Annotated in this window: 17 protein-coding genes and 2 pseudogenes; 14 read left to right on the plus strand and 5 right to left on the minus strand. The window is 51.2% G+C overall.

The window, feature by feature from the left end:
* Positions 1-4 precede the first annotated feature (4 nt).
* Together BN3277_RS05365 and BN3277_RS05370 are read right to left on the minus strand one after the other, a co-directional pair.
* Positions 5-997, minus strand: a complete 993-nt coding sequence (locus tag BN3277_RS05365) for a LacI family DNA-binding transcriptional regulator (RefSeq protein ID WP_059041267.1) — start codon at positions 995-997, stop codon at positions 5-7.
* Positions 998-1555: 558 nt separating this feature from the next.
* Positions 1556-1765 carry a hypothetical protein gene (locus BN3277_RS05370; protein WP_059041268.1) on the minus strand — a complete coding sequence of 70 codons (210 nt, stop codon included), beginning with the start codon at positions 1763-1765 and terminating at the stop codon, positions 1556-1558.
* A 413-nt stretch (positions 1766-2178) separates the two neighbouring features.
* Here BN3277_RS05370 and BN3277_RS05375 point away from each other — a divergent pair, with 413 nt between their 5' ends.
* From BN3277_RS05375 to BN3277_RS05410, 11 genes and pseudogenes are all read left to right on the plus strand, one after another.
* Complete coding sequence (locus tag BN3277_RS05375; RefSeq protein WP_059041269.1) at positions 2179-3453, plus strand: S1C family serine protease; 1275 nt, start codon at positions 2179-2181, stop codon at positions 3451-3453.
* Positions 3454-3558: 105 nt separating this feature from the next.
* A pseudogene (locus BN3277_RS05380) lies at positions 3559-4840 on the plus strand (glycerol-3-phosphate dehydrogenase/oxidase); the annotation flags it as partial.
* 353 nt (positions 4841-5193) lie between these two features.
* A pseudogene (locus BN3277_RS26395) lies at positions 5194-5439 on the plus strand (glycerol-3-phosphate dehydrogenase C-terminal domain-containing protein); the annotation flags it as partial.
* A gap of 137 nt (positions 5440-5576) precedes the next feature.
* Positions 5577-6998 carry a CAP-associated domain-containing protein gene (locus BN3277_RS05385; protein WP_059041271.1) on the plus strand — a complete coding sequence of 474 codons (1422 nt, stop codon included), beginning with the start codon at positions 5577-5579 and terminating at the stop codon, positions 6996-6998.
* 170 nt (positions 6999-7168) lie between these two features.
* Positions 7169-7336 (plus strand): CxxH/CxxC protein, encoded by a 168-nt coding sequence (locus BN3277_RS24960; RefSeq protein WP_082691335.1) that lies wholly within the window; start codon positions 7169-7171, stop codon positions 7334-7336.
* Positions 7337-7468: 132 nt separating this feature from the next.
* Positions 7469-7948, plus strand: coding sequence for a 23S rRNA (pseudouridine(1915)-N(3))-methyltransferase RlmH (gene rlmH / locus BN3277_RS05390; RefSeq protein ID WP_059041272.1), 480 nt, complete (start codon positions 7469-7471; stop codon positions 7946-7948).
* 270 nt (positions 7949-8218) lie between these two features.
* Complete coding sequence (locus tag BN3277_RS05395) at positions 8219-10045, plus strand: ATP-binding protein (RefSeq protein ID WP_059041273.1); 1827 nt, start codon at positions 8219-8221, stop codon at positions 10043-10045.
* A gap of 587 nt (positions 10046-10632) precedes the next feature.
* Positions 10633-14685, plus strand: coding sequence for a leucine-rich repeat protein (locus BN3277_RS05400; protein WP_082691336.1), 4053 nt, complete (start codon positions 10633-10635; stop codon positions 14683-14685).
* 67 nt (positions 14686-14752) lie between these two features.
* Positions 14753-14938, plus strand: a complete 186-nt coding sequence (locus BN3277_RS25460; protein WP_148500982.1) for a winged helix-turn-helix domain-containing protein — start codon at positions 14753-14755, stop codon at positions 14936-14938.
* Positions 14939-15253: 315 nt separating this feature from the next.
* Positions 15254-15640: a MerR family transcriptional regulator gene (locus tag BN3277_RS05405; RefSeq protein WP_059041275.1), complete on the plus strand. Its 387-nt coding sequence runs from the start codon at positions 15254-15256 to the stop codon at positions 15638-15640.
* 60 nt (positions 15641-15700) lie between these two features.
* Complete coding sequence (locus BN3277_RS05410; RefSeq protein WP_082691337.1) at positions 15701-16525, plus strand: NAD(P)-dependent oxidoreductase; 825 nt, start codon at positions 15701-15703, stop codon at positions 16523-16525.
* Positions 16526-16592: 67 nt separating this feature from the next.
* On the opposite strand, the gene BN3277_RS05415 is transcribed toward BN3277_RS05410, so the two are convergent.
* A complete protein-coding gene (locus BN3277_RS05415; protein WP_059041276.1) occupies positions 16593-17612 on the minus strand; it encodes an alpha/beta fold hydrolase in 1020 nt (339 codons plus the stop codon).
* A 143-nt stretch (positions 17613-17755) separates the two neighbouring features.
* Between BN3277_RS05415 and BN3277_RS05420 the strand changes: the two genes are divergently transcribed.
* Positions 17756-18643 (plus strand): LysR family transcriptional regulator, encoded by an 888-nt coding sequence (locus BN3277_RS05420; RefSeq protein ID WP_059041277.1) that lies wholly within the window; start codon positions 17756-17758, stop codon positions 18641-18643.
* 97 nt (positions 18644-18740) lie between these two features.
* On the opposite strand, the gene BN3277_RS05425 is transcribed toward BN3277_RS05420, so the two are convergent.
* Both BN3277_RS05425 and BN3277_RS05430 read right to left on the minus strand, forming a co-directional pair.
* Positions 18741-19694 (minus strand): aldo/keto reductase, encoded by a 954-nt coding sequence (locus BN3277_RS05425; RefSeq protein WP_059041791.1) that lies wholly within the window; start codon positions 19692-19694, stop codon positions 18741-18743.
* Between the two features lie 103 nt (positions 19695-19797).
* Complete coding sequence (locus BN3277_RS05430; protein ID WP_059041278.1) at positions 19798-20616, minus strand: helix-turn-helix transcriptional regulator; 819 nt, start codon at positions 20614-20616, stop codon at positions 19798-19800.
* A gap of 363 nt (positions 20617-20979) precedes the next feature.
* On the opposite strand from BN3277_RS05430, the gene BN3277_RS05435 reads away from it, so the two are divergent.
* Positions 20980-23160 carry an S-layer homology domain-containing protein gene (locus BN3277_RS05435; RefSeq protein WP_059041279.1) on the plus strand — a complete coding sequence of 727 codons (2181 nt, stop codon included), beginning with the start codon at positions 20980-20982 and terminating at the stop codon, positions 23158-23160.
* Between the two features lie 273 nt (positions 23161-23433).
* A complete protein-coding gene (locus tag BN3277_RS05440) occupies positions 23434-23664 on the plus strand; it encodes a winged helix-turn-helix transcriptional regulator (RefSeq protein WP_232436335.1) in 231 nt (76 codons plus the stop codon).
* Positions 23665-23736: the final 72 nt, after the last annotated feature.

Here is a 23736-nt window from a genome sequence, read left to right on the forward strand (position 1 = left end):
GTCGTCACTCCTTACGGACGGTAGTTTCGCGGATCATCAGCACCGGATCGATTCGCTGTCCTGCGCCACGTTTCATGCGCCCGTCGATCCGCTTCAGCAGCATGTCGGCGGCAGCCAGCGCTATTCTGTCTGCGGGTTGCTGAACGGTGGTAAGCCGCGGCCGCAACTCTGATGCGATATAGTGGTCGTCAAACCCCACGACCGTCACCTGATCCGGCACGGAGATACCGGCTTGCATCAGGGCGTTCATGACGCCGAGAGCGATGTTATCATCGCCGGCGAACACGGCGGTGGGCAGGCGTCCTTCGCTGATCCAGCGTTTGCACGTATCGTAACCGAAGGCAATTCCAAAATCCCCGTGCACAACCTCGAATGGCTCGAGCCCCTGTTCCGAAAGCGCCTGCAAAAACCCGCTGCGCCGCTCCCGGGTACTGCGAAACATCTCCCCGCCACACAAATGGGCAATGGACGTATGTCCCAGATCAAGCAAATGCTTAGTGGCGGCATAACCGCCCTTGAAGTTGTCAATCATCACGGAGAAGCTGTCATTCTCCGGCTTTTGGTTGTCAATTAACACATAGGGAATCCCGCGGCGCTTTAACTCAACGATGTAATTGTCCTCCTCCATCGGGGAGAGCAAAATCATGCCGTCGACGCGATCTTCCTGAATCAAATAGTGGCTGCCGTCACTGCCAATTCCGGTCGTAATCGAGATCGCCAGGAAATAGCCGCGCAGCGCCAACACTTCGTTTAATTCCTTCACCACTTGGTCAAAAAAAGAGTCCTGCAACGTCGTCACGATGACGCCGATAATCCCGGTTTTGCCGCTGGCGAGGCTGCGGGCGGCCGCATTGGGGCGGTAGTCCAGCTCCTTCATGGCCTCCAGCACCTTTTGGCGATTTTTCTCCCGAACGGTTTCCGCCCCGTTGAGGACACGGGAGACCGTGACCACGGACAACCCGGATTTTTTGGCGACGTCAAAAATACTAACCTTCATCTCGATATCTCCTCATGTGATATTCGCCCCGGCTTTTAGATTGGCTTAAGAACCACCAACCTTTCTTACTAAAGTTTAAGCGCTTTAACTTTTGGGCATAGGTGTAAGATTTAATTGTGAATAAAGGGGACAATCGTTGTCGTAAAATTAAAGCGTATTAATTATTGCTAATAATAACCCTAGCATAGAGGATCAAGTATAAATAATCAACCCTCTTGTTAGTAAGTTAGGAGTACTATCAAATTGGGCAACGGGATGTGTAAGGGGAGCTGAGTGAAACGTTCAAACCGGTCGTCTCGCTAACGCTTAGGAGACACACTAAATGGGCAAAAATTGGGAGGTGTGGGATGTAACGCTTACCAGAGAGCTTATTTCCCCGTTTTAGAGGTAAAGGAGGGAAATTTGGCCAATATAAGCATGCTCACAAGCGTTAGATGTGAAAATCATCGATTTATGCCCAAATAAGCACTCTGGTCAGCGTTAACGGTAATCTTGGGCGGCTGGCCGCCCCGGCACCTTGAAGAACGAACCCCTAGTGGGCCTAGCAGAAGGGTCAGCTTAGACGGTGGGGTACGGAGGCGGGGTTAAGAAGCCGTCGATCTCCAGCGCTTTTTTCTCAATTTCCTCCCGGGTTAAGATCCCTTTATCGATAAGCAGCTCCATGATGGCGCTTAAGGTCACCAATTGGTGATAATGCTCTTCCTTCATATCCGCCAGTTTGGCGAGCACATTGACTTCGTTCATCGGCGTCGAGTAGTAGGAATCCATGAAATAACCTCCCTCAGATGGCTGCGCGAAAAGCGCAGGTTTTTGTGTTTCTTGCCTTCTTATCTGCGACGGGATAGGGGCGGCGAGATCGCTATAAAAATCCCGTTAATTCCCTGATCAAATTCTGCTTCTAAACCATCAAAATATGGTAAAATAAATCTATCAATCTATCGCTTTAATATAGTGTAGTCATGGGTGAGGTCAAACATTCCAATTTTCAGAAAAAAAAGCGGCAATTTCCCGAAGTTCAGGCAACATCTCTCCGGTTCATGACGTTAAAGAAATAAAAGGAACGCGTGAATATGGCTAGGCCGTCACGGCATAAAGTTGAAGGGGACCTATGCTTGGGGCGGATGGCATACAGGAGATGCCAACGCGGTTTTGGGGAAGAGCGACGGAGGGAGAGAATAGAGATGGGATGGTTTGACGATGACTTTTATTCCACCAAGGTTCCGGGGCGGCGCGTGCGCTTGTCCGAAGGCGGCAGCCTGCGGCGTTGGCGCGGGGGGCCTCGGAAGCATCACCGGCGGGGGTTGTCCACGCTGCAGGTCTCTTTAATCTCTTCCGTTCTTAGCGCGGTGGTGGCCGTGCTGTTGTTCAGTTTTATCACGGGGCTTCCTTCCTCATCAACTCGTCATGTCGCAACCGGCAGCGCTGTTTTGCTCTCGGATGGCGGCGATCCCTATGACCGGATCACCACAGCGGCGGCCAAAGTAGCCCCCGCTGTGGTGAGCATCCTCAACCACGGGGAATTGTCGGACGGCGATCCGGAGCAGGCGGCATTGGGATCGGGCGTGATTTTTAAGAAGGAGAAGGGCAAGGCCTTTATTATAACGAATACGCATGTGATCAGCGACGCGAGCGATCTGGAGATCGTAACGAGCGACGGGGCTTCGCGTGAGGCCAAGGTTGTTGGGCAAGACTCCATTAACGACATCGCTGTACTGGAAATCGACGGCCAAGGCATCGATACGGTGATCGAGCTGGGCGATTCCCAGAAGCTGCATGCGGGGGAAACGGTGATCGCCGTCGGCAACCCGCTGGGGCTTGGCGGGACCGTGACGTTTGGAATCGTGAGCTATAACGGGCGGATGATTCCGGTGTCGCTGAACCAGGATGGCGTGTACGACTGGGAGCAGGAAGTCATCCAGACGGACGCGGCCATTAACGAGGGCAACAGCGGCGGGGCACTGGTGGATCTAAACGGTCGGCTGATCGGGATCAATACGATGAAGATTTCCGATACCGGGGTAGAGGGACTGGGCTTCGCCATTCCGGTCAACGAAGTGATGAAGACGGTGGATGATCTGCTGTTACACGGCAAGGTGGTTCGTCCGTATATGGGCGTCTACACGTTGGATTTGAATAACCGCTTTTCTCCGATCACTGACGAGCAGCGCGCGGATCTCAAGCTGCCGAACCATGTCAAGGAGGGCGTCATCGTCCTGGAGGCGCATGGACCGGCGGAGGATGCGGGCTTGAAGCTGAATGACGTCATTACTCAGCTCGATAAGCAACCGATTCAATCGACCTTGGAATTGCGCCGATACTTGTACGAGAACAAGAAGATCGGCGATGATCTGGAGGTTACGTACTACCGGGAGGGGAAGCTGGAGAAGACGACCTTGAAGCTAACGGATAAACCTTCCGAAGCGGAGATCCAACAAGGCTTGGACGAAGACAAATAAACAAGGATTGCAGGAGAGATTCCGAAGACAGGACAGCCGTAGACTGAAACGACTGGAATGGGTCGGGGTCTCTTTTTGTATGCGGGGGGAAGAAGGAGGATGGACATGAGCGCGACATATCCCTTTTCGGGTAAATCTCGGCAACTGCTATTGGAGCAAATGGCGAACCTGGCCGAGCCGCTGGATCTGCTGGTCGTGGGCGGCGGGATCACCGGGGCGGGAATCGCCCTGGACGCGGCGGCGCGGGGAATGCGGGTTGGACTTGTGGAGATGCAGGATTTTGCCGCCGGGACGTCAAGCCGTTCGACCAAGCTGGTGCATGGCGGGCTGCGTTATCTGAAGCAACTGGAGATCGGCGTTGTGGCGGAGGTTGGGCGCGAGCGGGCGATTGTGTACGAGAACGGTCCGCATGTGACAACTCCAGAACGGATGCTGCTGCCGATCTATCGGGGCGGCACGTTTGGACGGTTCAGCACGTCGCTGGGGCTGCGCGTGTACGACTTCCTCGCGGGGGTGAAGCGCGGGGAACGGCGCAGCATGTTGTCGGCCGCGGAGACGCTGGCGAGGGAGCCGCTGCTGAAACAAGAGGGGCTGCTGGGCGGCGGGTACTACGTGGAGTACCGTACGGACGACGCCCGCTTGACCCTTGAGGTGCTCAAGGAAGCAGCGGCCCGCGGGGCGATGGCGGTCAACTATGCCAAAGTGACCGCATTCCGGTACGAAGGCGCGCGGCTGATGGGCGCCGAAGTGACGGATCTGGCCGGTGAGCGGGCGTATGAGCTGCGCGCCCGGAAGGTCGTCAACGCGGCGGGACCGTGGGTGGATGCGCTGCGCGAGATGGACGGGTCCAAGCAGGGCAAAATGCTGCAATTGACCAAAGGCGTGCACCTGGTGTTCGATCAGGAGCGGTTTCCGCTGCGGCAGGCGGTGTATTTTGATACGCCGGACGGCCGCATGGTGTTCGCGATTCCGCGCGAGGGCAAGACGTACGTGGGCACGACGGACACGGTGTATCACGGCGAGCTTGCCCATCCGCGGATGACGGAGGCCGATCGCGATTATATTCTGGGCGCGATCAACGGAATGTTTCCCGGGCTGGACCTCACGGCGGCGGACGTGGAATCCAGCTGGGCTGGCGTGCGGCCGCTCATTTATGAAGAGGGCAAATCGCCTTCGGAAATTTCCCGCAAGGATGAAATTTGGGAGTCGGCGTCCGGCCTGATCACCATTGCCGGCGGCAAGCTGACCGGCTACCGCAAGATGGCGGAGCTGGTCGTGGACCGTGTGTCCGCCAAGTTGAAGCGGGAGTTCGGGCGGAGCTTCGCTGCGTGCTCCACCCGAACGATGCCGATCTCCGGCGGGCAGGTGGGCGGCTCGCAGGGACTACCCGGGTTCGCGGCGCGCAAGGTGCAGGAAGCGGCCGAGCGCGGCGTCCCGCAGGCGGTTGCCGCCAAGTGGGCGGCCCGCTATGGGGCGAACGTCGATCGGCTGCTGGCTCTGGCCGGCGATCCGAAGGGACGGCCGAAGGAGGGGCCGATCGTTCGCGTGGGGGCCGGCCCGTGGCTAGATGCTGCCGGTCCACCAGAAGCAGCGGCTTCGACAGGGGCCCCGGCTTCGGCCTCTTCGGGCTCTGTTAGGGAACCCGATTTGGCCGGGCGGGGCACCGAAGCTGGCGCACTCGCCGCGGAAAACGCGGAAGGCGGCCCGGGGGCACTGCGGCCCCCGACCGGTTCACCCCGACTCCCGCTGGAGGTGGCGGTCCCGCTGCAGTATGCCTTGGAAGCGGAGATGGCGATGACACCGGTGGATTTTTTCGTGCGGAGAACGGGGGCTTTGTTGTTTGACATCGCTTGGGTACGGCGGTGGAAGGAGCCGGTTATCGATGAGATGACCCGGTATTTCGACTGGCCGGAGGACGTGAAGCGGCAGCGGACGGAGGAGCTGGACCGGGCGTTGGCGGAGGCAACAAGTCCGGAAAATAGATAGGGAATAGCTGGGATCTAAGGTTAAAACTTGAAGATAATGTGATTTTATTGTAGGAACAAGGAATTTGTCCTTTTTCTGTCGAACTAGAACTTAGAGAGCAAGTAACGATATCGATGGGGGAAAGAGGGCAAGGGGTCATGAAAAATGGATGGAAGCGCGGGGTTCGTGGATTGGCGATTCTCGCGGGATTAACAGCGGCCTGGCTGGCCGCGGGGTCGGCGGTTCAAGCCGCTGCGGTGGACTTTAAGGATGTACCGGCATCCCACTGGGCTTATGACAAGGTGATGTGGGCCAAGAACAACGGGGTGACGGACGGGTATCCGGACGGAACGTTCCGCCCGGCGCAGTCGGTGACGGAAGCGGAGTTCCTGAGCATGCTGGTGCGGGCATATCCGGAGATCAAGCTGGATGCGGTGAAGGGGCAAGCGGTTTGGTACACGCCTTATTACCAATTGGCGTTTGAGTTAACCTGGCCGGTGAGCGACCAGCCCAACGAGCCGATCACGCGCGGGTCGGTGGCCCGCTTGATGGCGGCTTTTTATGGGCAGAGTTTGGGTGAAGATGAGGCGGTCCAATGGGTGCTCGCCCAAGGCTTGGCCCAAGGGAAAACCGGTGCCTGTGTGGAAGGCTTCGCACCTAAAGACCCGGTGTCGCGGGCCGAAGCGCAGACGTTCCTGTATCGGCTAAAGCTGACGCTGCCGAAAGCGACCAGCCCGGATCTGATCAAGCCGGAGATCCAACTGCAGGGCGTTGGGATTGGGGATTCGACGGACCGCGTGATTGAGTTGCTTGGGGAACCGGCGCGCAAGGACGTGACCAACTACGGGTTGGAATGGTACATCTATAATAAGGATTATAAGCATTATACGCAGGTTGGCGTAGCGGACGGCAGGGTGGTTGGCTTGTTCGGCAACCATGAGGAGTGGCGGTTTGGACCCGAGGCGGAGAAAGGGCTGGAGACGTTGCGAAGCAGCCTGGCTGCGATTTGGGATAAGAGCGAGAATCCTCCAAGGGAGTACGTGGAGACGTATACGCCGAGAGGGCTGTATCTCAATCTGTACCTGGACAAGCACGAGAAGTACCGCGTGGACGGGGTGCTGCTGATGGACAAGAAGTTTACGGAGACGAATGTATACGCACCGTCTACCCCGGAGTCGCTGAAGGCGACGGAACGGGAGATTTTGGACCTGACGAATGCGTTTCGTGTGCAAAAAGGCTTGGGCGTGCTGAGCTGGAACGAATCCGTGGCTGAAGTGGCGCGCTCGCATAGTCGGGATATGGCGGAACGGAATTATTTTGAACATGATAATCCGGAAGGGAAGTCCGCAGGCGACCGCATGATGTCCCGTGGGATTCCGCAGTTCCGGGCTTGGGGTGAAAATATCGCCGCCGGCTACCTCGATGCGATCGACGGGCATTATGGCTGGCTGAATTCTTGGGGCCACCGGGAGAATATGCTGGAGCCGGCGTTTACGATGCTGGGTGTTGGTGCCGTGGACGGCTTGGACAGCAGCGATTACGATACGTATTATACGCAAAACTTCTATACGCCTTTGTAAACCGGCTAGGGAGCCGGGGGGACTAGGTTTGATAGTGGAAGGAACCGTCTGGGGGATGTGACCGGGGCGGTTCCTTTTTTGCGCGGAGTATGGTAGAAAAGATAAAGGACAACCTGTTAATACGGAAGCCGGCCGCGGAAGTGCGGTGCATAAGAAAGGATGCTTGGACTATGTACGTCGTATGCAAAGATCATGTGGAACTGGCCATCGATATGTTCGTGGATGAGTTTGAGGAAGCGCCTGATGTGGTCGATTTGGAGCACACCAAGTTTATTGATTGGGAGCCTCCGGTGAAATGTCAGGAATGCGACCATGAGGCGCGGTTTTTGGTAGTGTAAGCGGAGTGTGGTTGTGTTGGGTTGCACAATTGAATGAGGGACAAGGAACGGGGCGACGGCATGCAGGTGACGGGCCCCGCTGTTTTTTATATAGGGTGACGAGTTTAGGACGATAACGGAGGATGAACTTAAGTGCTGATTCAAATCGTGGCTGTCGGCAAATTGAAGGAAAAATATCTGGTACAGGGCATTGCGGAATACGCGAAGCGCCTGGCGCCGTATGTGAAGTTTCAAGTCGTGGAGGTGCCCGACGAGAAAGCGCCGGAGACGATGAGCGACGCGGAGCTCATCGGGGTGAAGGAGCGCGAGGGCGAACGCATCCTCGCGCAGATTAAGAGCGACGCGCATGTCATTGCGCTCGCGATTGGCGGCCAGCTCTGGAGCTCGGAGGAGCTGGCCGGTTGTCTCGATCAGCTCGGCACCTATGGGACGAGCCATGTCGTGTTCGTCATCGGCGGCAGCCTCGGGCTCGCCGATGCGGTGCTCAGCCGCGCGCAGCAGCGGCTGTCGTTTGGGCGCATGACGCTGCCCCACCAGCTCATGCGCCTGGTGCTCACCGAGCAGATTTATCGCGCGGTGAAGATTAATCGGGGGGAACCGTATCATAAGTGACGGCGAAAAATTGGGGGGTGGTTCGCAATACATTCCTCCTATTTTTAGCCGTTGAAATAAAAAATCATTCTACAGGCTTCGGAAGTTTGATGACTGAACAACATTAAATTTATTAAGAAACAAGTCACATTAGGGAATTCAACTAAATGTCTAATTGTGTTATAATCCGGATTGTTACATATATTTCCATATCAACTGATTATTTTAACTATATTGAAGTTATACCTTTAATTTGTTTTTAAACTTTTAATACGGAAGGGAAGTAAGGTTATGGAGATATTGAATCTAACAGAGAGAGTTAAAAATACAATACAGCTTGGCGAAAGTCATTTTCGTGAATTTAAAAGTGCTCTAGAGGGAAGACCAGAGAAAAAAGTCCCAAGACAGGTCAAGAAGATTTGTGAAGATATTGGTGAGGCACTAGTTTCTTTTGCCAATGCCGATGGTGGAGAACTACTTGTAGGTGTGGAAGATAACGGTGATATTACTGGAGTCCCCCATTCAGAGGAAGATATAGAGACGATGTTGAATGCTTTTAAATCCCATGTTCATGAAAACAGTAACTTACCGATGTTAAATCATGTTAAGTTAAATATTGATGGACATTTAATACTTTTTTTTGCAGTTGCAAAGGGCACAAGTGAGATTTACCAACTTCCAGATGGCAGATGTGTTCGTCGACAAGATAAAAGTACTGTTCCTGCACCAATGAATAAGATTTTATTTGAAAGACAGGAAGTAAAGTCAAGAGAATTCGATCGGGAATTTGTTGACGGGGCTTTATCGACAGATTTGGATTTGTCCCTTGTCCAGTCTATGGCAGATACATACTTAAGAGGAATGAGTGTTGAAAAGTATATTCAACAAATTGGATTAGGCGAGTACACGGGTAATGGTCTTAGACTAAGAAGAGCAGCATTATTATTATTTGCAAAGGATATACAACGTTGGCATCCTCGTTCCCAAGTTAGAATAATTAAGGTCAATGGGACTGAACTTCAATCAGGGGAAAAATACAATGTGTTATCTGATGAAATAGTTTCTGGAAACATTTTTGAACTATTAGTAAAATCGTGGGAATCACTCAGGCCCTTTTTAGCTTTTAAAACTGAATTTGGATTAGATGCGAAATTTGAACAAAAATACATTTATCCAGAGTTAGCTTGTAGAGAAGCACTTGTTAATGCAATAGCACATAGAGATTATGTGATTCAAAATGGTATAGATGTTTTCATCTTTGATGACAGAATGGAAATCAAGAGTCCAGGGGTCCTCCTTTCCACTATATCCTTGACTGATTTATTACTATTAAAAAATGTACATGAATCTAGAAATTCATTAATTGCAAAGATACTTCGAGAAAATAAAATAATGCGTGAACTCGGGGAAGGAATGCGTCGCATCTTTGAACTAATGGAGGAATTTGAATTATCCAGACCTACCATTGCTTCGGTTGACAATTATTTTAACGTAACGTTGTACCACAGGTCAGTCTATTCACCTAAGGAAAATGAATGGCTAAATTTATTTGAGAGATTTTATTTATCTAACTTGCAAAAGAAAATAGTTGTACTTGGGATGAATGATAGGCTCATCTCACCTAGTGATATATATCAGGCTTTAAATACAAACGATAGAAATATTTATGATAGGGAAGTCACTGCGCTTAGAGTGACTGGTATCTTAAAAGAAATTAGAACAAATGCAGAAGCTAGTAAGATGGCAAGGGTAAATAATAGAAAGAAACAAGCAATACCGAGATTCAAAATTGAGGTTCCTAGTCTAGATACCTCGTTTTCAAGTGTAAGTGAATTGGCGATTTTCGTGGCTAATTTGCCGGATAATATTGATGAGGAATCACTAGAGCAATATTTCCGGCATTGTGGAACAATAGAACGATTAATAGTACCGCGGGACAAGCATAATGGAAATAAGGGCAGGGGTTTTGCATTTATTTGGTTTAAAACTGAAGATGAATTAAAAAATGGCTTAAAATTGAACGGAAGCATTTTAGACGGTAGAGTTTTGAGGATAAGTCAGTATAGCCCACCTAATAAAGTCAAAGCGAGACGATACGGAAGAATTGTAAAGAAATGAGATAGTAGATTTTATCCTCTATTCGAAACATGCTCAGGATTACATTGTCGTTGTAGTTGTCTATCGAGTAAATTCCGAACTCCAACTATAACTGTAAGGGCACCCATTTAGGGGTGCCTTTCGATTTCGCTTTTTAGATGTTACGAAGAACCGTACCATAAGTAGGGTGAAATTTAGCCCAAGATCCATAGTATTGAGTAACCGTTGTTACAATTTTGGCGTGAGCGAGCGGTTTGTTCAACGGACTCTTGCATCTGACTTCGTTTGACACTGAAGTTTGCTCCCCAGAAGATAAGTGCAGGCTGCCTCCCAACCGCTCAAACTGATGCATCATCGTGGTCAAGCCAAAGCCATAATTGAGCTTGTCGATCGGTGTGCCGTTATTTGAACTAACAATAGAAGATGATTCTCAGAAAATCTGTCCTGCAAGAAAGCGGGTTAACATTGAACGAAATCAAAGCTTCTGGCGCAGGATACTTAGGTGCTCTCCTGCTCCTTTTTTATCAATAACCTCCCCTTTTGGGGAGGTTATTTCTTTTCCAATTTGTATTACAGTTGAACTGCTTAGCGAGCTATTATTTCAATTCATGCGGGAGGAAGATAATGTGGAGATCAGGGCTATCATTCATTTTTGGAAAATTTTGATTTGCCTTTGTTTGTTGGTAGGATTATGGTCAGGAGCCGCTGTTCGACAGGCGAGCGCCGATACAAGCGGAAATTTTGAATACACGGTATCTGAAGGAAAGGCAACGATTACAAGCTATTCGGGCCCAGGGGGAGATGTCGTTATTCCCGATACGTTAGGCGGCAATCCGGTTGTCGCTATTGGTGCTCACGCGTTCGATAGTAAATTTCTGAGTAACGTAAGCTTTCCTGCAACTGTGACCACAATCGGAGACTGGGCTTTTGGGTATAACCTACTGGATAGCTTGTTCATTCCAGGAAGCGTGAAGACGATTGAAAACTCCGCCTTTCAAGGCAATCCCATGACGGAGCTGTATATTTCAGACGGCGTAACAAGTATAGGTGAAGCCGCATTTCAGGACAACATACTGAAAAGCCTGACCATTCCAGGAAGCGTGAAGACGATTGGAAACTCCGCCTTTCAAGGCAACGAATTGACGAACCTTGTTCTTTCAGAAGGCGTAACAAGTGTAGGTGAAGCCGCATTTCAGAGCAACCAATTGACGAGCCTGACCATTCCGGGAAGCGTGACGACGATCGGAAAGGCTGCATTTCTCAGCAATCAATTGACAAGCCTGACTCTTTCAGACGGCGTAACAAATATAAGCGAGCGGTCATTTGAGATGAATAAGCTGACGGATCTGACGATTCCGGCCAGCGTAAAATTAATTGGAAGCTATGCATTTGCGTCTAATCAATTAACAAGCCTTGACCTTTCAGACGGCCAAATAAGTATAGGTGAAGCCGCTTTTATTAAAAATCGTTTGACGAGCCTAACTATCCCGGGAAGCTTGACGACGATCGGGAAAGATGCATTTCAAGGCAATCAATTGACAAACCTGGTTCTCTCGGATGGCGTAATAAGTGTAGGCGAAGGGGTATTTCAGAACAACCAGCTGACGAAACTGACCATTCCGGATAGCTTGACGACGATCGGAACTAGCGCATTTAAGTCCAACAATCTGACGAGTCTGACCATTCCAGGAAGCGTGAAGACGATCGGAGACTCTGCATTTGATTCCAATCAACTGACGAGCCTGGTTCTTTCAGAGGGGATAACTAACATAGGAAAAGAGTCATTTAGGCTAAACCAACTGACGAGCCTGACCATTCCAGACAGCCTGACGACGATTGGAACCGGCGAATTGAATGTCGGAACCGGTGCATTTTCGTACAATGATCTGACGAGCATTACCTTTCCAGACGATATGACGACGATCGGGGAGTTCGTATTCGATGCCAACAACCTGGCGGGCTTAAACCTACCAGACAGCCTGAGGACGATCGGAAAAGCCGCATTTCGGAGAAATCAACTGACGAGTCTGAACCTACCAGACAGCCTGACGACGATCGGAAGCTACGCATTTCAAGTCAATCCATTGACGAGCTTGGATTTTCCAGAAAGCGTTACGACGATCGGAGACTATGCTTTCGGCAATAACCAACTGACGAGCCTGAATTTTCCGGAGAGCCTGAGGACGATCGGAGGATCCGCCTTTTTTACTAATCAATTGACGAGCCTGACCATTCCAAGCGGCGTAACGAAAATTGATTACTCTGCTTTCAGTAATAACCCATTGACTAATGTCATCATCTTAGGTACTGGGTTGTCTTTGGGGGACAAAGTATTTGACAACTCTGGAGGTTCTGCCGCAACAATAACCGCATTGGCACCCTCTTCGGCGAAGGATTATGCAACGAAATCCGGCAATCCCTTTATCAATCTTTTGGCAGCTGGAGTTCATTTTGCTCCAAATGGCGCGTCAGCTGGCGAAGGGGTGGACACAACCGTAACGGTTGGTGATCCGATACCCGCCGATTTATTGACAACACTAGACTATAAATGGTCAACGTCAGCGGATCAGCCTTCCGAAGGTTCAAACTGGACGGCATTTACGAGCGGCGACCTTCTGGGTGTTCCTAATTCGACCAATACATGGTATTTGCATATTCGTGTGGCCAAAGACGGGTATGATAGCGGGTTCGCACGCTCCGAACCCTTCCGCGCGAAGACCTACACCGTCACGTTCGATTCGCAGGGAGGCAGTGCGGTGGCCAGCGCGACGGACGTGAGCGCGGGAGCGAAGATCAGCGAACCGACGGCTCCGACGCGAGAGGGGTACACCTTCGCGGGCTGGTACAAGGAAGCGAGCGGCGTGACGCCGTGGATCTTCGCCACGGACACGGTGAGCGCGAACGTGACGCTGTACGCGAAGTGGACGGCAGCGCCGGTTGAACCGGAGACTTACACCGTCACGTTTGACTCGCAAGGAGGCAGCGCGGTGGCCAGCGCGACGGACGTGAGCGCGGGAGCGAAGATCAGCGAGCCGACGGCTCCGACGCGAGAAGGGTACACCTTCGCGGGCTGGTACAAGGAAGCGAGCGGCATGACGCCGTGGATCTTCGCCACGGACACGGTGAGCGCGAACGTGACACTGTACGCGAAGTGGACGGCAGCGCCGGTTGAGCCGGAAACCTACACCGTCACCTTCGACTCGCAGGGAGGCAGCGCGGTAGCGAGCGCGACGGACGTGAGCGCGGGAGCGAAGATCAGCGAGCCGACGGCTCCGACGCGAGAAGGGTACACCTTCGCGGGCTGGTACAAGGAAGCGAGCGGCATGACGCCGTGGATCTTCGCCACGGACACGGTGAGCGCGAACGTGACGCTGTACGCAAAATGGACGGAAGCGCCGGTCGAACCGGAGACTTATACGGTCACCTTCGACTCGCAGGGAGGCAGCGCGGTAGCGAGCGCGACGGATGTGAGCGCGGGAGCGAAGATCAGCGAGCCGACGGCTCCGACGCGCGCAGGTTATACCTTCGCAGGCTGGTACAAGGAAGCGGGCGGCGTGACGCTGTGGATCTTCGCCACGGATACGGTGAGCGCGAACGTGACGCTGTACGCGAGTTGGTTGCCGGCTTACAGCAGTCCCAGCAGTCCCAGCAGTCCCATCAGACCCGACCCGATCTATCAGACCCCCGTCCAACCAACGGGACCTATTGTCTCGAAGGATGGAAGTTTGTCGCTTCCGGCAGGCAGCGAGGGACAGGTCAGCCTGGGGGATGAAATATCCATCGAAATTCCTTCGAACGCCATTACCCAGGCACTGCTGTTGAAGATTGAGAAGCGGCTGTCCGCGGAGGGCCTGCTGACTGGCGAGGAGAACTTGGTCAGCTCGGTGTTCGAAGTGTTAAAGAACTTCCCGGAGAATTTCTCGGCGCCGATCAAGCTCACTTTCCGTTATGACCCAAGCAAGCTTGGCGAAGGACAGAAGCCCGCGATCTTCTATTACGACGAGACGATGAAAGAATGGGTGGAGATCGGCGGTATAACGAGCGGCGAACAAATTACCGCCGAAGTGGATCACTTCACGAACTTCGCAGTGTTCGGCGTAGATGCGCCGGCTGAGCCGGAAGCAGAATTCAGCGATATTGCCGGCCATTGGGCGGAAACGGCGATTCACCTAGCTGCCAATGCGGGTATTGCGACAGGCTACGAGGATGGGAGCTTTAAGCCGAATCGGACGGTGACGCGTGCGGAGTTCGCGGTCATGCTAATGAATATGCTGAAGCCATCGGGAGAAGGCTCCGCACTTGAGTTCAAGGATAGCTCGAAGATCCCGGTATGGGCGCGCAATGCTATTGCGCAAGCGGTCTCCATGAGCATTATTAACGGCTATGGGGATGGTACATTCAAGCCGGGCGCCGAGATTACGCGCGCGGAGATGGCAGCACTGATCGCGAATGCGCTGAAGCTGACATGGCAAGCGGATGTTGCGACTACCTTCGCTGACGACGCAGACATTCCGGCTTGGGCGAAGGGAGCGGCGACCTCGCTGCAAGAGCTTGGCGTTATGGAGGGGATGGGAGAGAACCTGTTCAGCCCAGACTCTCGAGTGACTAGAGCGCAAGCCGTTACGATCTTGATTCGAGTACAGGATCAACTACAACGGTAAACCTAAGGGGATTCCCCCAGACACTTGAATGCCGGCAGTTTCCTTAAGTGGAGACTGTCGGTTTTTCGTGCCGGTCGCGATGACAGGAATGGAGGTATTTCGGCATTTGCCGGACTCGCTGCACGAATTCATGCTGGCAACGTCCGCGTTATGCCGCATGAACGGTCCTCTGTCCGGCGCCGTAGCCGGCCAGCTGGCGCGATGCATTCCCCCGCGAGCTGCTCGCTGGCAAGAGGAGCATGGCAATTATTGATACGTGTGATTGAAATCCATCATATTTAATGAAAGTTCGGTTAATAGGCGCATGCAGGTGCTGATGCGAGCGAAGGAGCTCGGACTGCTATGAAGCTGATATGGGAGCGATAAATGTCTACCGAGACTTTAAATGCTCTATACTGTAAGGTCCCCAGTCTGTGTGAGAACACCGGTTTTTATACCGTTAACACGGTTACGGTGAACCGTATCACAAGCAGGTTGAATTTCAAGTGTATTTACTTTTTCCATCTCAAATGCTATCATGCAAACATGACGTTAACGTCATGTTATATCTAGAAAGGAGGGATACATCATGAACCGTATGCGCATTGGAGATTTGACAGAACGAGCAGGGGTAACCCCGCGCACGGTTCGTTATTACGAGAGCATTGGATTGCTTCCATCCGGCGAGCGCGAAGGCAATGGTCATCATTACTACACGGAAGAAACGGTTGCTCGTCTGCATAAGATCGATCAGTTGAAGAAGATTGGCCTAAGTTTGGAGGAAATTCGGGACGTAATTGAGCTTTACTTTACGGACACGAGCGGGGTGCTGCCGAAGCGAAAAGTCCTCAGCATACTGCGCCAGCATTTGGCCGACACGGACCAGAAGCTTGAAGCGCTCGGGCAGTTTCGCAGCGATTTACAGTCACATATAGAACGTTTCGAGCGATGGCTCGAAGCCAATGATAGCGATTAATTTTTTTTGCTCTAAACATGACGTTAACGTAATGTTTATCATCTTAAGGAGGTTCAATTCATGGGAGAGAACATTGGATTTATCGGACTCGGATTGCTGGGTATGCCAGTCGCTGCCAATTTGCTCCAAGCAGGATATGCATTGACTGTATACAACCGCACCCCGGAAAAAGCGGAGCCGCTCGTGGCCCAAGGTGCACTGCAGGCGGTCCGTCCAGCTGACACCGTGACAACCGGTGGCATCGTCGTCACCTTGGTGTGGGACGATGAAGCATTGGAAGACGTCGTCAAAAGCGAAGATTTCCTAGAACGTCTGGGCATGGGCGGTATTCATGTATCAATGAGTACGGTGTCGCCGGATACGGGCAGGAAGCTGGCGGATCTGCATGCGCGGCATGGCTCCGTTTATGTTGAGGCACCTATCTTTGGACGGCCAGAGGCAGCCGCTGCTAGGCAATTGTGGATTCCAATAGCGGGTCCTAAGGAAGCAAAGGAGCGGGTGCGGCCGCTGCTGGAAGCGATGGGAGCTAAAGGGATCTTTGATTTTGGCGAGGAAGCCGGTTCGGCTGTAATCGTCAAACTGATCGGTAACTTCCTTATCGTCTCCGCCGCACGCTCACTGGAAGAAGCACTAGGAATAGCAGAGCGAGGCGGGGTTGATCCCACAGCAGCGGTTAATATGCTTACCAGCACCCTGTTTACCGCCCCAATCTATCAAAGCTACGGCAAAATGATTGCCGAAAAGTCAGCAGCCGTATCTGACAGCAAGATCCCGCAAAAGGATGTCGGTCTTCTGCTGTCGGCGGCGCAAAGCGAACAATTCCCGGCTCCGCTTGCCAGCCTGTTGCTTGACATGTTAGAGAATGGAGATCGAAACAGACCCTGAAGCTGCGTTCGAGGTGATACGTACGCTTGTATAACCGGCTTGCCAGGTTGCAGCAGTTATTGAAGATCTATACGTTTGGGCTAAGTGCCAACAAGTGTTTTAGGTTATCATCAATAAATTGATTATCAGCACGATTGATGCCACGACCTGCAAAATGACCCCAGATCGATTGGATTGGCTTAAGAACGGCATTAGGCATTAGGTTAGCTTCATATTTATTGTCGTCCGCGGTGCAGAAGAGATCCGTGCTCCCAGGCATGATGCAGGCAAGAGCTTTGATACTCTTCAGTGCCTTGTGGAAATCACCATGATATGAGGAATTCGCGCTAATATCTGCATGTTGTCCTGTCCATAACATGGCCAGGACATTGTGCGGATCCATTTGCATAAAGCTATCTTCCCAAACGCCAGTCACAAACTCTTCCAAGGTGTCAAATCCTAGCGAACGATAACGACCTTCTCGGTAAAACGCTTGAGACAATCCCCAACCCGCATAGACGCGGCCAACAGCCCGCAAGTTTTCAGAAGTCAGCTCGTTCAGCCTGCTGGGATTGAAATCAACGGCAGACAGCAGCGAAGCTTTTAAGCTGTCCAGAACTACGAAAGTATGAGGCCAAGGCTTGGCTATTCCCGAGAAAGGTGCAATGCGCTCCACCATCTCCGGATAACTGGCTCCCCATTGAAAGGCCTGAATCCCACCCATTGACCATCCAACGACTAGAGCAATTTTTTGGATGCCAAATTTCTCGGTCACCAGCCGATGTTGGAATTTTACGTTGTCATAGATGGTTACCTGCGGAAAATGAGCTCGGTCAAATGGCGGAGGCGTGTTGCTGGGAGATGAAGATAATCCGTTCCCCATCAGATTTGGAACAATAATAAAATATTTCTCCGGGTCCAGAGCCATTCCGCTGCCAATCAACCATTCATTTTGAATGTGCTGATCTCCAAAAGCAGTGGGGTAGACGATAACATTATCTTTCTGTTCATTTAACTTCCCGTAAGTCTTATAAGCGAGAAAAGCGCCGGGCAGCGTCACTCCTGATTGCAAGGCTACATTTCCCAAATCAAAAATTTCATAATCCATCTTAGAAGCACTCCCTTCAAATTGAAACCACATGTTCACCGGATACTTTCTTGTGCTTAGTATAAATCCGTGATAGTCTCAATAAAAGTGAATGAAATTCACAATAGACTTCAATAATTTTGAAGGTTAAGGAGGACTAAAGGATGGAGCTACGCCAACTGAACACCTTCCGCACGGTTGCTACAACCTTAAATTTCACTCGGGCAGCGGAAGTCCTTAATTACGTCCCCTCCAACGTCACGATGCAAATTAAAGCATTAGAGGCTGAGCTCGGTGTTCGTCTCTTTGATCGCCTGGGCAAGCAGCTCGTTCTTACATCCGCGGGTAAGCGCTATTTAACTCATATCCAAGGCGTTCTTGATAAATTGGACGAAGCTCGCAGCGACGTTCATAACGATGAAAATCTAAGCGGAACCCTAACGATCAGCGCCAATGAGGTGATTTGCGCCTATCGACTTCCGGCTGTCTTTCGGCAGTTTCGTTCGCAGCATCCGGGAGTTCGTCTAATTTTCCGCTCCGTTTCCAATCAAGAGCTCAAGCAAACCCTTTTTGAGGGAATGGCCGATGTCGTATATATGTTGGATGAACCCATCCGCTCAAATCGTCTAGCCGTTGAATCGTTGGTGGAAGAGAATTTCCGCTTGTTCGCTGCTCCAGACCACCCGCTCGCGAGACGAACGGTGCTGCAGCTGGAAGATTTTCATGGTGAAGTGTTCCTGACGAATGAAAAAGGTTGTCCTTATCGGACCATGTTTGACCGATCATTTGAAAAAGAGGGCATTGATAGTATTACCTATTTAGAATTTCAAAGTGCTGAAGCCATTAAACAATGCGCAATTTCGGGAATCGGCATTGCCTTTCTTCCTGAAATCGTTACAGCAACCGAGGTTGAACGAGGAGAACTTGTTTCCCTCCCTTGGCAAATTCCGGACCTACACGTGTATACACAGATGTTGTGGCATAAAGATAAGTGGCTATCACCCATCATATTATCTTTCATAGAGGCAGCTAGGGATGTGCTAAAGCAGTAGCCGGCCTGTCCTGACCAATATTCTCAAAATTGAGGCTTAGGTGCTCGCATAGAAAAGGGACCCCTCTACGCATAACGTAAAAGGGTCGGATGTATGGTTAGTAGGTGCCGAAGCGACTGCCTGCGGCCACGCCCTTGGGGGAGATACGCTCAATCTCCGCCAGATCGTCGGCGGATAACATCACTTGCAATGCTCCAAGGTTCTCCAGCACGCGGTCCAATCGTTTTGTTCCCGGAATCGGCACAATCTGCTCGCCTTGAGCCAGGAGCCAAGCTAGACTCAATTGGGCGGGGGTGCAGCCTTTTAGGGAGGCCATTCTCTCGATTAGAGAGACGACTTCAACGTTCTTTGCGAAGTTCTCGCCCTGGAACCGCGGGTAATAGCGCCGATAGTCGTCTATCGGTAGATCCTCGAATTTCTTAATCTGACCGGTTAGGAACCCGCGGCCAAGCGGGCTGTAAGGGACAAGGCCGATATGCAGTTCCTTTAGAACCGGGAGGACTTCATCTTCCACTTCCCTGCTCCAAAGCGAATATTCGGTTTCGACAGCGGTAATCGGATGAACCGCATGAGCTCTTCGGATCATATCGGCTGGTGCCTCCGACAATCCGATGTATCGGATCTTCCCTTGCTTAACGAGGTCAGCCATCGTACTGACCGTTTCTTCGATGGGAGTATTCGGATCGGGCCGATGCTGGTAATAGAGATCGATATAATCCAGTCCCAGGCTATAGAGGCTGGCATCAACGGATTTCTTGATGTAGGCGGGGTCTCCCTTCGGACCTTGACTATGCGTGATTCCGAATTTAGTGGCTACAAGAGCCTTGTCGCGTCTGCCTTTAAGTGCACGCCCGACAAGCTTCTCATTTTCCCCGAACCGTCCAAGTTGGTACTCTGTCCCATAAAGGTCGGCTGTATCAAACATCGTTACGCCCGCATCCATTGCTCCCTGAATGGTGCGTACGGATTCTTCGTTGTCAGGCATCATCATCGTTCCGAGGCTGATGGCCGACACTTCAAGTCCTTCGTTCCCTAGTTTTCTTTGTTGCAGCATGGGGCTCCCTCATTTCTGGCCTTAGGACCATTTTGAATATGAGCTCATTCTAATGGATCCTTACCGAGGCAACCACACAACGTTTTTACTAGTAAAAATATTAACGGTCAGCATCTGGAACCTCTGTAACCGGCGTGTATATGCAGATGTGAATATCCGGGCGGTCGGACGGATTCACCAAAGAGTGGATATCATAAGGAACAGGTTGAAGGACACCGGGGGGCTGTAATATGATCCGGTTTACTTTTTTGAGTTGAATATCATATTGTTTCCAAATTCGTTCGAACTCGGCACTGTTCTGGATAAGATGCTCCACCGTCGTCTCAAACCAAGGGTCACCCCGGTGATTATCGTAGTAAGTTCGGAATACGGCCACCGAGTAACTCGCGAATTCTTCTATATTCACGATGCGATTGCGCATTTCCGCATCTTCGAACAACAACCGAATGAAATAACGTTCTTGGACAGGAATGGAAGCAAAGTTGGAAAATATCACTTGAGCTGCCTTGTTCCAAGCAAGCACTTCGCTCCTCTCATTCGTGATAAGAGAAGGGTAAGTCAACTGATCGATTATCTTCTGCATCTGCAGATCCGCTGCGGACGAAGCCGCTGAAGGCATCTCAGATATATGAGGATTCCATAACTGATATAAATGACCCTTCTCGGCGGGTGATAGTCGGAGGGCTTGGGCAATGCTATCAATTACATCTCTAGAGGGGGTCAAATCCCGTCCTTGTTCCAGCCACGTATAATAGGTAACGCTTACGCCTGCCAGTACGGCGACTTCCTCGCGTCGAAGTCCAGGCGTCTTCCGTTGCCCGTTGGCGATCTTCAGGCCCACACCTTCCGGCGAAAGTCGCTCCCTGCGTGATTTGAGAAACGATCCCATCGCTTTTGCTTTGCTGTTAGTGACAGTCATAGTTCGAATCACCACCTGAATATTTGGTGTTTTTAGCCATGTATTTGATAACAAATAATTGACTTAGAGTTATGCTTACATTTTACTAGTTAATCTATCACTTCGCTAATAAGTAGAGAATTTTCAAATCTGCAAAGCGAAACCGTCAGAAGTGCGTTCGCTTCCAGCATCGTCATCAATTTTAATTTTAAAGTTTTCTTTACACTTACATATAGGATAACTCTACCATGCTAGAATGCTTATATTATATGTCGAATCAGTTGCTGCGGGGTAATTCTTCCTTTGGCGGCCATTCAGTCTGCTGTCTGATATAGCACAAAGATTGAAGATTCGTATCACGTTGACAACGAGGAGAGATTACTGATGAGAAAACAGACTGGCGGATGGATGTCGTTAGTTCGAGTGTTGCTAATTGTATCATTGGTCATTTCACTGCTTCCGGCCATATCATTGACTGTATCGGCGGATACGGGGGTAGTGTACATAGACGAGCACGGCGTAACGCAGACGCAGGACGTAACGATAATCGATCAGGACAATTACGGGAGCTATGCGACACTTAATGCTGGCTGGTACTTGTTTAGAGGTACGTGGCAATCCAACACCACGATCGCAACATCGGGCGCTGTCCATATTATCCTTGAGGATGGCAGCGATGTGACAGTGACCGGTTCTTCCAATGAAGCCGGAATTAAAGTTACTAATGGCAACAGCTTGACGATTTATGCGCAATCTACTGGAGAAGGGATGGGCAAGCTAGTTGCTAACGGTAGCTCATATTCTGCAGGAATCGGTGGCAGCGATGGAAGTTCTATCGGTACGATTACAATTAATGGCGGTGATATATCAGCCACTGGCCGTTCTGGCGGCGCGGGAATCGGCCGTGGCTATTCTGGTGCAGGTGGTACGATTACGATTAATGGCGGCGATATAACAGCCATTGGTGGTGTAGACGGCGCGGGAATCGGTCGTGGCCCTTCTGGTACTGGTACTGGTCCGAATATTTTTGTCAATGGATCTTACGGATATTGGACGAGTAATACAGTTAGTGCGCCTAGTTCGATGACGGGGAGCGGCATTTTCAACGGTGATAGTAGTAGCATATTCAAAGGATATGTTAGGTACGTCAAACTAATCTCAATTGAATTTATCACAAGCCCAGCGATCACGGTTACAGATCCGGTAACGGGAGCCGCGCCGAATGCGACAGCAAGTGTCACTGGAGCGGTGTACTTCACTGCAGGAGCTGTATCATGGACACCGACAGCAACTGTGTTTGAAGGTAGTACACCATACACGGCAACCGTAACATTAACGGCGGATAGTGGTTATTTATTCGCATCTACGCTAACGGAGGCAACGATCAACGGCAACGCCGCAACCGTGACGAACAACACGGGCGAGACCGTAACGCTGTCGTATTCATTTGCAGAGACGGCGACGGAGATTACAAGCCCAGCGATCACGGTTACAGCTCCGGTAACGGGAGCCACGCCGAATGCGACAGCAAGTGTCGTGGGAGCGGTGTACTTCACCGCGGGAACTGTAACGTGGAGTCCGATGGTGACGACGTTCGCAGGGAGCACGTCATACACGGCAACCGTAATACTGACGGCAAATAGTGGCTATGTATTCCCATCTACACTAACGGCGGCAACAATTAACGGCAACACCGCAACTGTGACGAACAACACGGGCGAGACCGTAACGCTGTCGTATTCATTTGCGGAGACGGTAGCGTCTGGCGGCGGCACATCAACACCATCAACACCATCAACACCATCAACACCATCAACACCATCAACACCATCAACACCATCAACACCATCAGCACCATCAGCATCGCCACAACCAGAACCAGAACCAGAACCACCGACACAGCAGCCTGCGGTAGAAGTATTTAACAACAACATAGTGAATAGCGCTAGCCTAGTTGAGAAGCTCATTGCCCAAGTCGCTGCAGCGAAGGATGCTGCTACGACGACGCATTTTGGCGATACCCAAGAGCATTGGGCGGAGGGGACGATCGTTATCTTCGTCCAATTGAATCTGATTAATGGCTATGAAGATGGTACGTTCAGACCGAACAGTCCGATCACTCGCGCGGAGTTCGCATCGATTCTGAATCGTGTGTTCCAAATCCAAGGCGGCAGTACGAGTAAGGTATTGAAGGACATTGACGGTACTTGGGCCCAAAGCGATATCGAGAACCTCGTGGCGGCAGGCGTCATCAGTGGCTACCCGGACGGTACGTTCAAGCCGAATCAGACGGTTACACGTGAAGAAATGGTGGTCATGCTGTCGCGTATCGTGAACCTGAATGGGGTGGACAAGGATGCTGCCAAAGGCTTGTTCAACGACTTAGCGGGGGCTTATGCAGCAGAGGCGATCACAGCGGCAGCACAGGCAGGGATCGTGAATGGTAAAGGGGAAGGCAAATTCGGTCCCAAGAGCCACGCTACACGTGCAGAGGCGTTGCAGATCATCCTGAATGTGTTGAAACTTAACCCAGAGTTGAAGATGTTGCTAGAATCTCTTGAATAGCATCTGTGAAGGACGCCCAATCGGGCGTCCTTATTTCGCTCTATAGCTTCTACGGAGAACCTAAGCATAAGTAGCGGCAAGTTTTTATAGGCCAATTAGAGGTATACGAATGAGTGTTGCTTTTTCTAGGATTTAATTTGATCAATCGAATAGCGCAGTTGAACGACACCGCTGCCGAGAGGTTTGCAGTCCAACAGCCGTACATGCTTAAAACAATAGTTATCCTCGTCAATTAAGAGATTCAATCCCCTGCCTTCCAATACAGGTGCCACGTTGAAAATCACTTCGTCTACAAGCCACCGATTGAGGCTATTAGAAGATAAGGGAATTGTTACTCGTACTCTCTATCCCGGCGTACCGCTGCATGTCGAATATAACCTTACCGAGAGCGGGAAGGCGCTTCAACCGATTTTTGAAGCGATGTGGACGTGGACTCAGGAGCATGGCGCATATCTACGGAACATGACGAGGGAAGCTGGGGAAGAAGCAAAGAAGGTGACATGATTAAAGGCCATCCTTTGGGATGGCCTTTAATCTTGCCGTTACAGACGGCGAGGAACCGTATATGGGTTGAAA

Source organism: Paenibacillus rubinfantis, from assembly GCF_001486505.1.
GTDB lineage: Bacteria > Bacillota > Bacilli > Paenibacillales > Paenibacillaceae > Fontibacillus > Fontibacillus rubinfantis.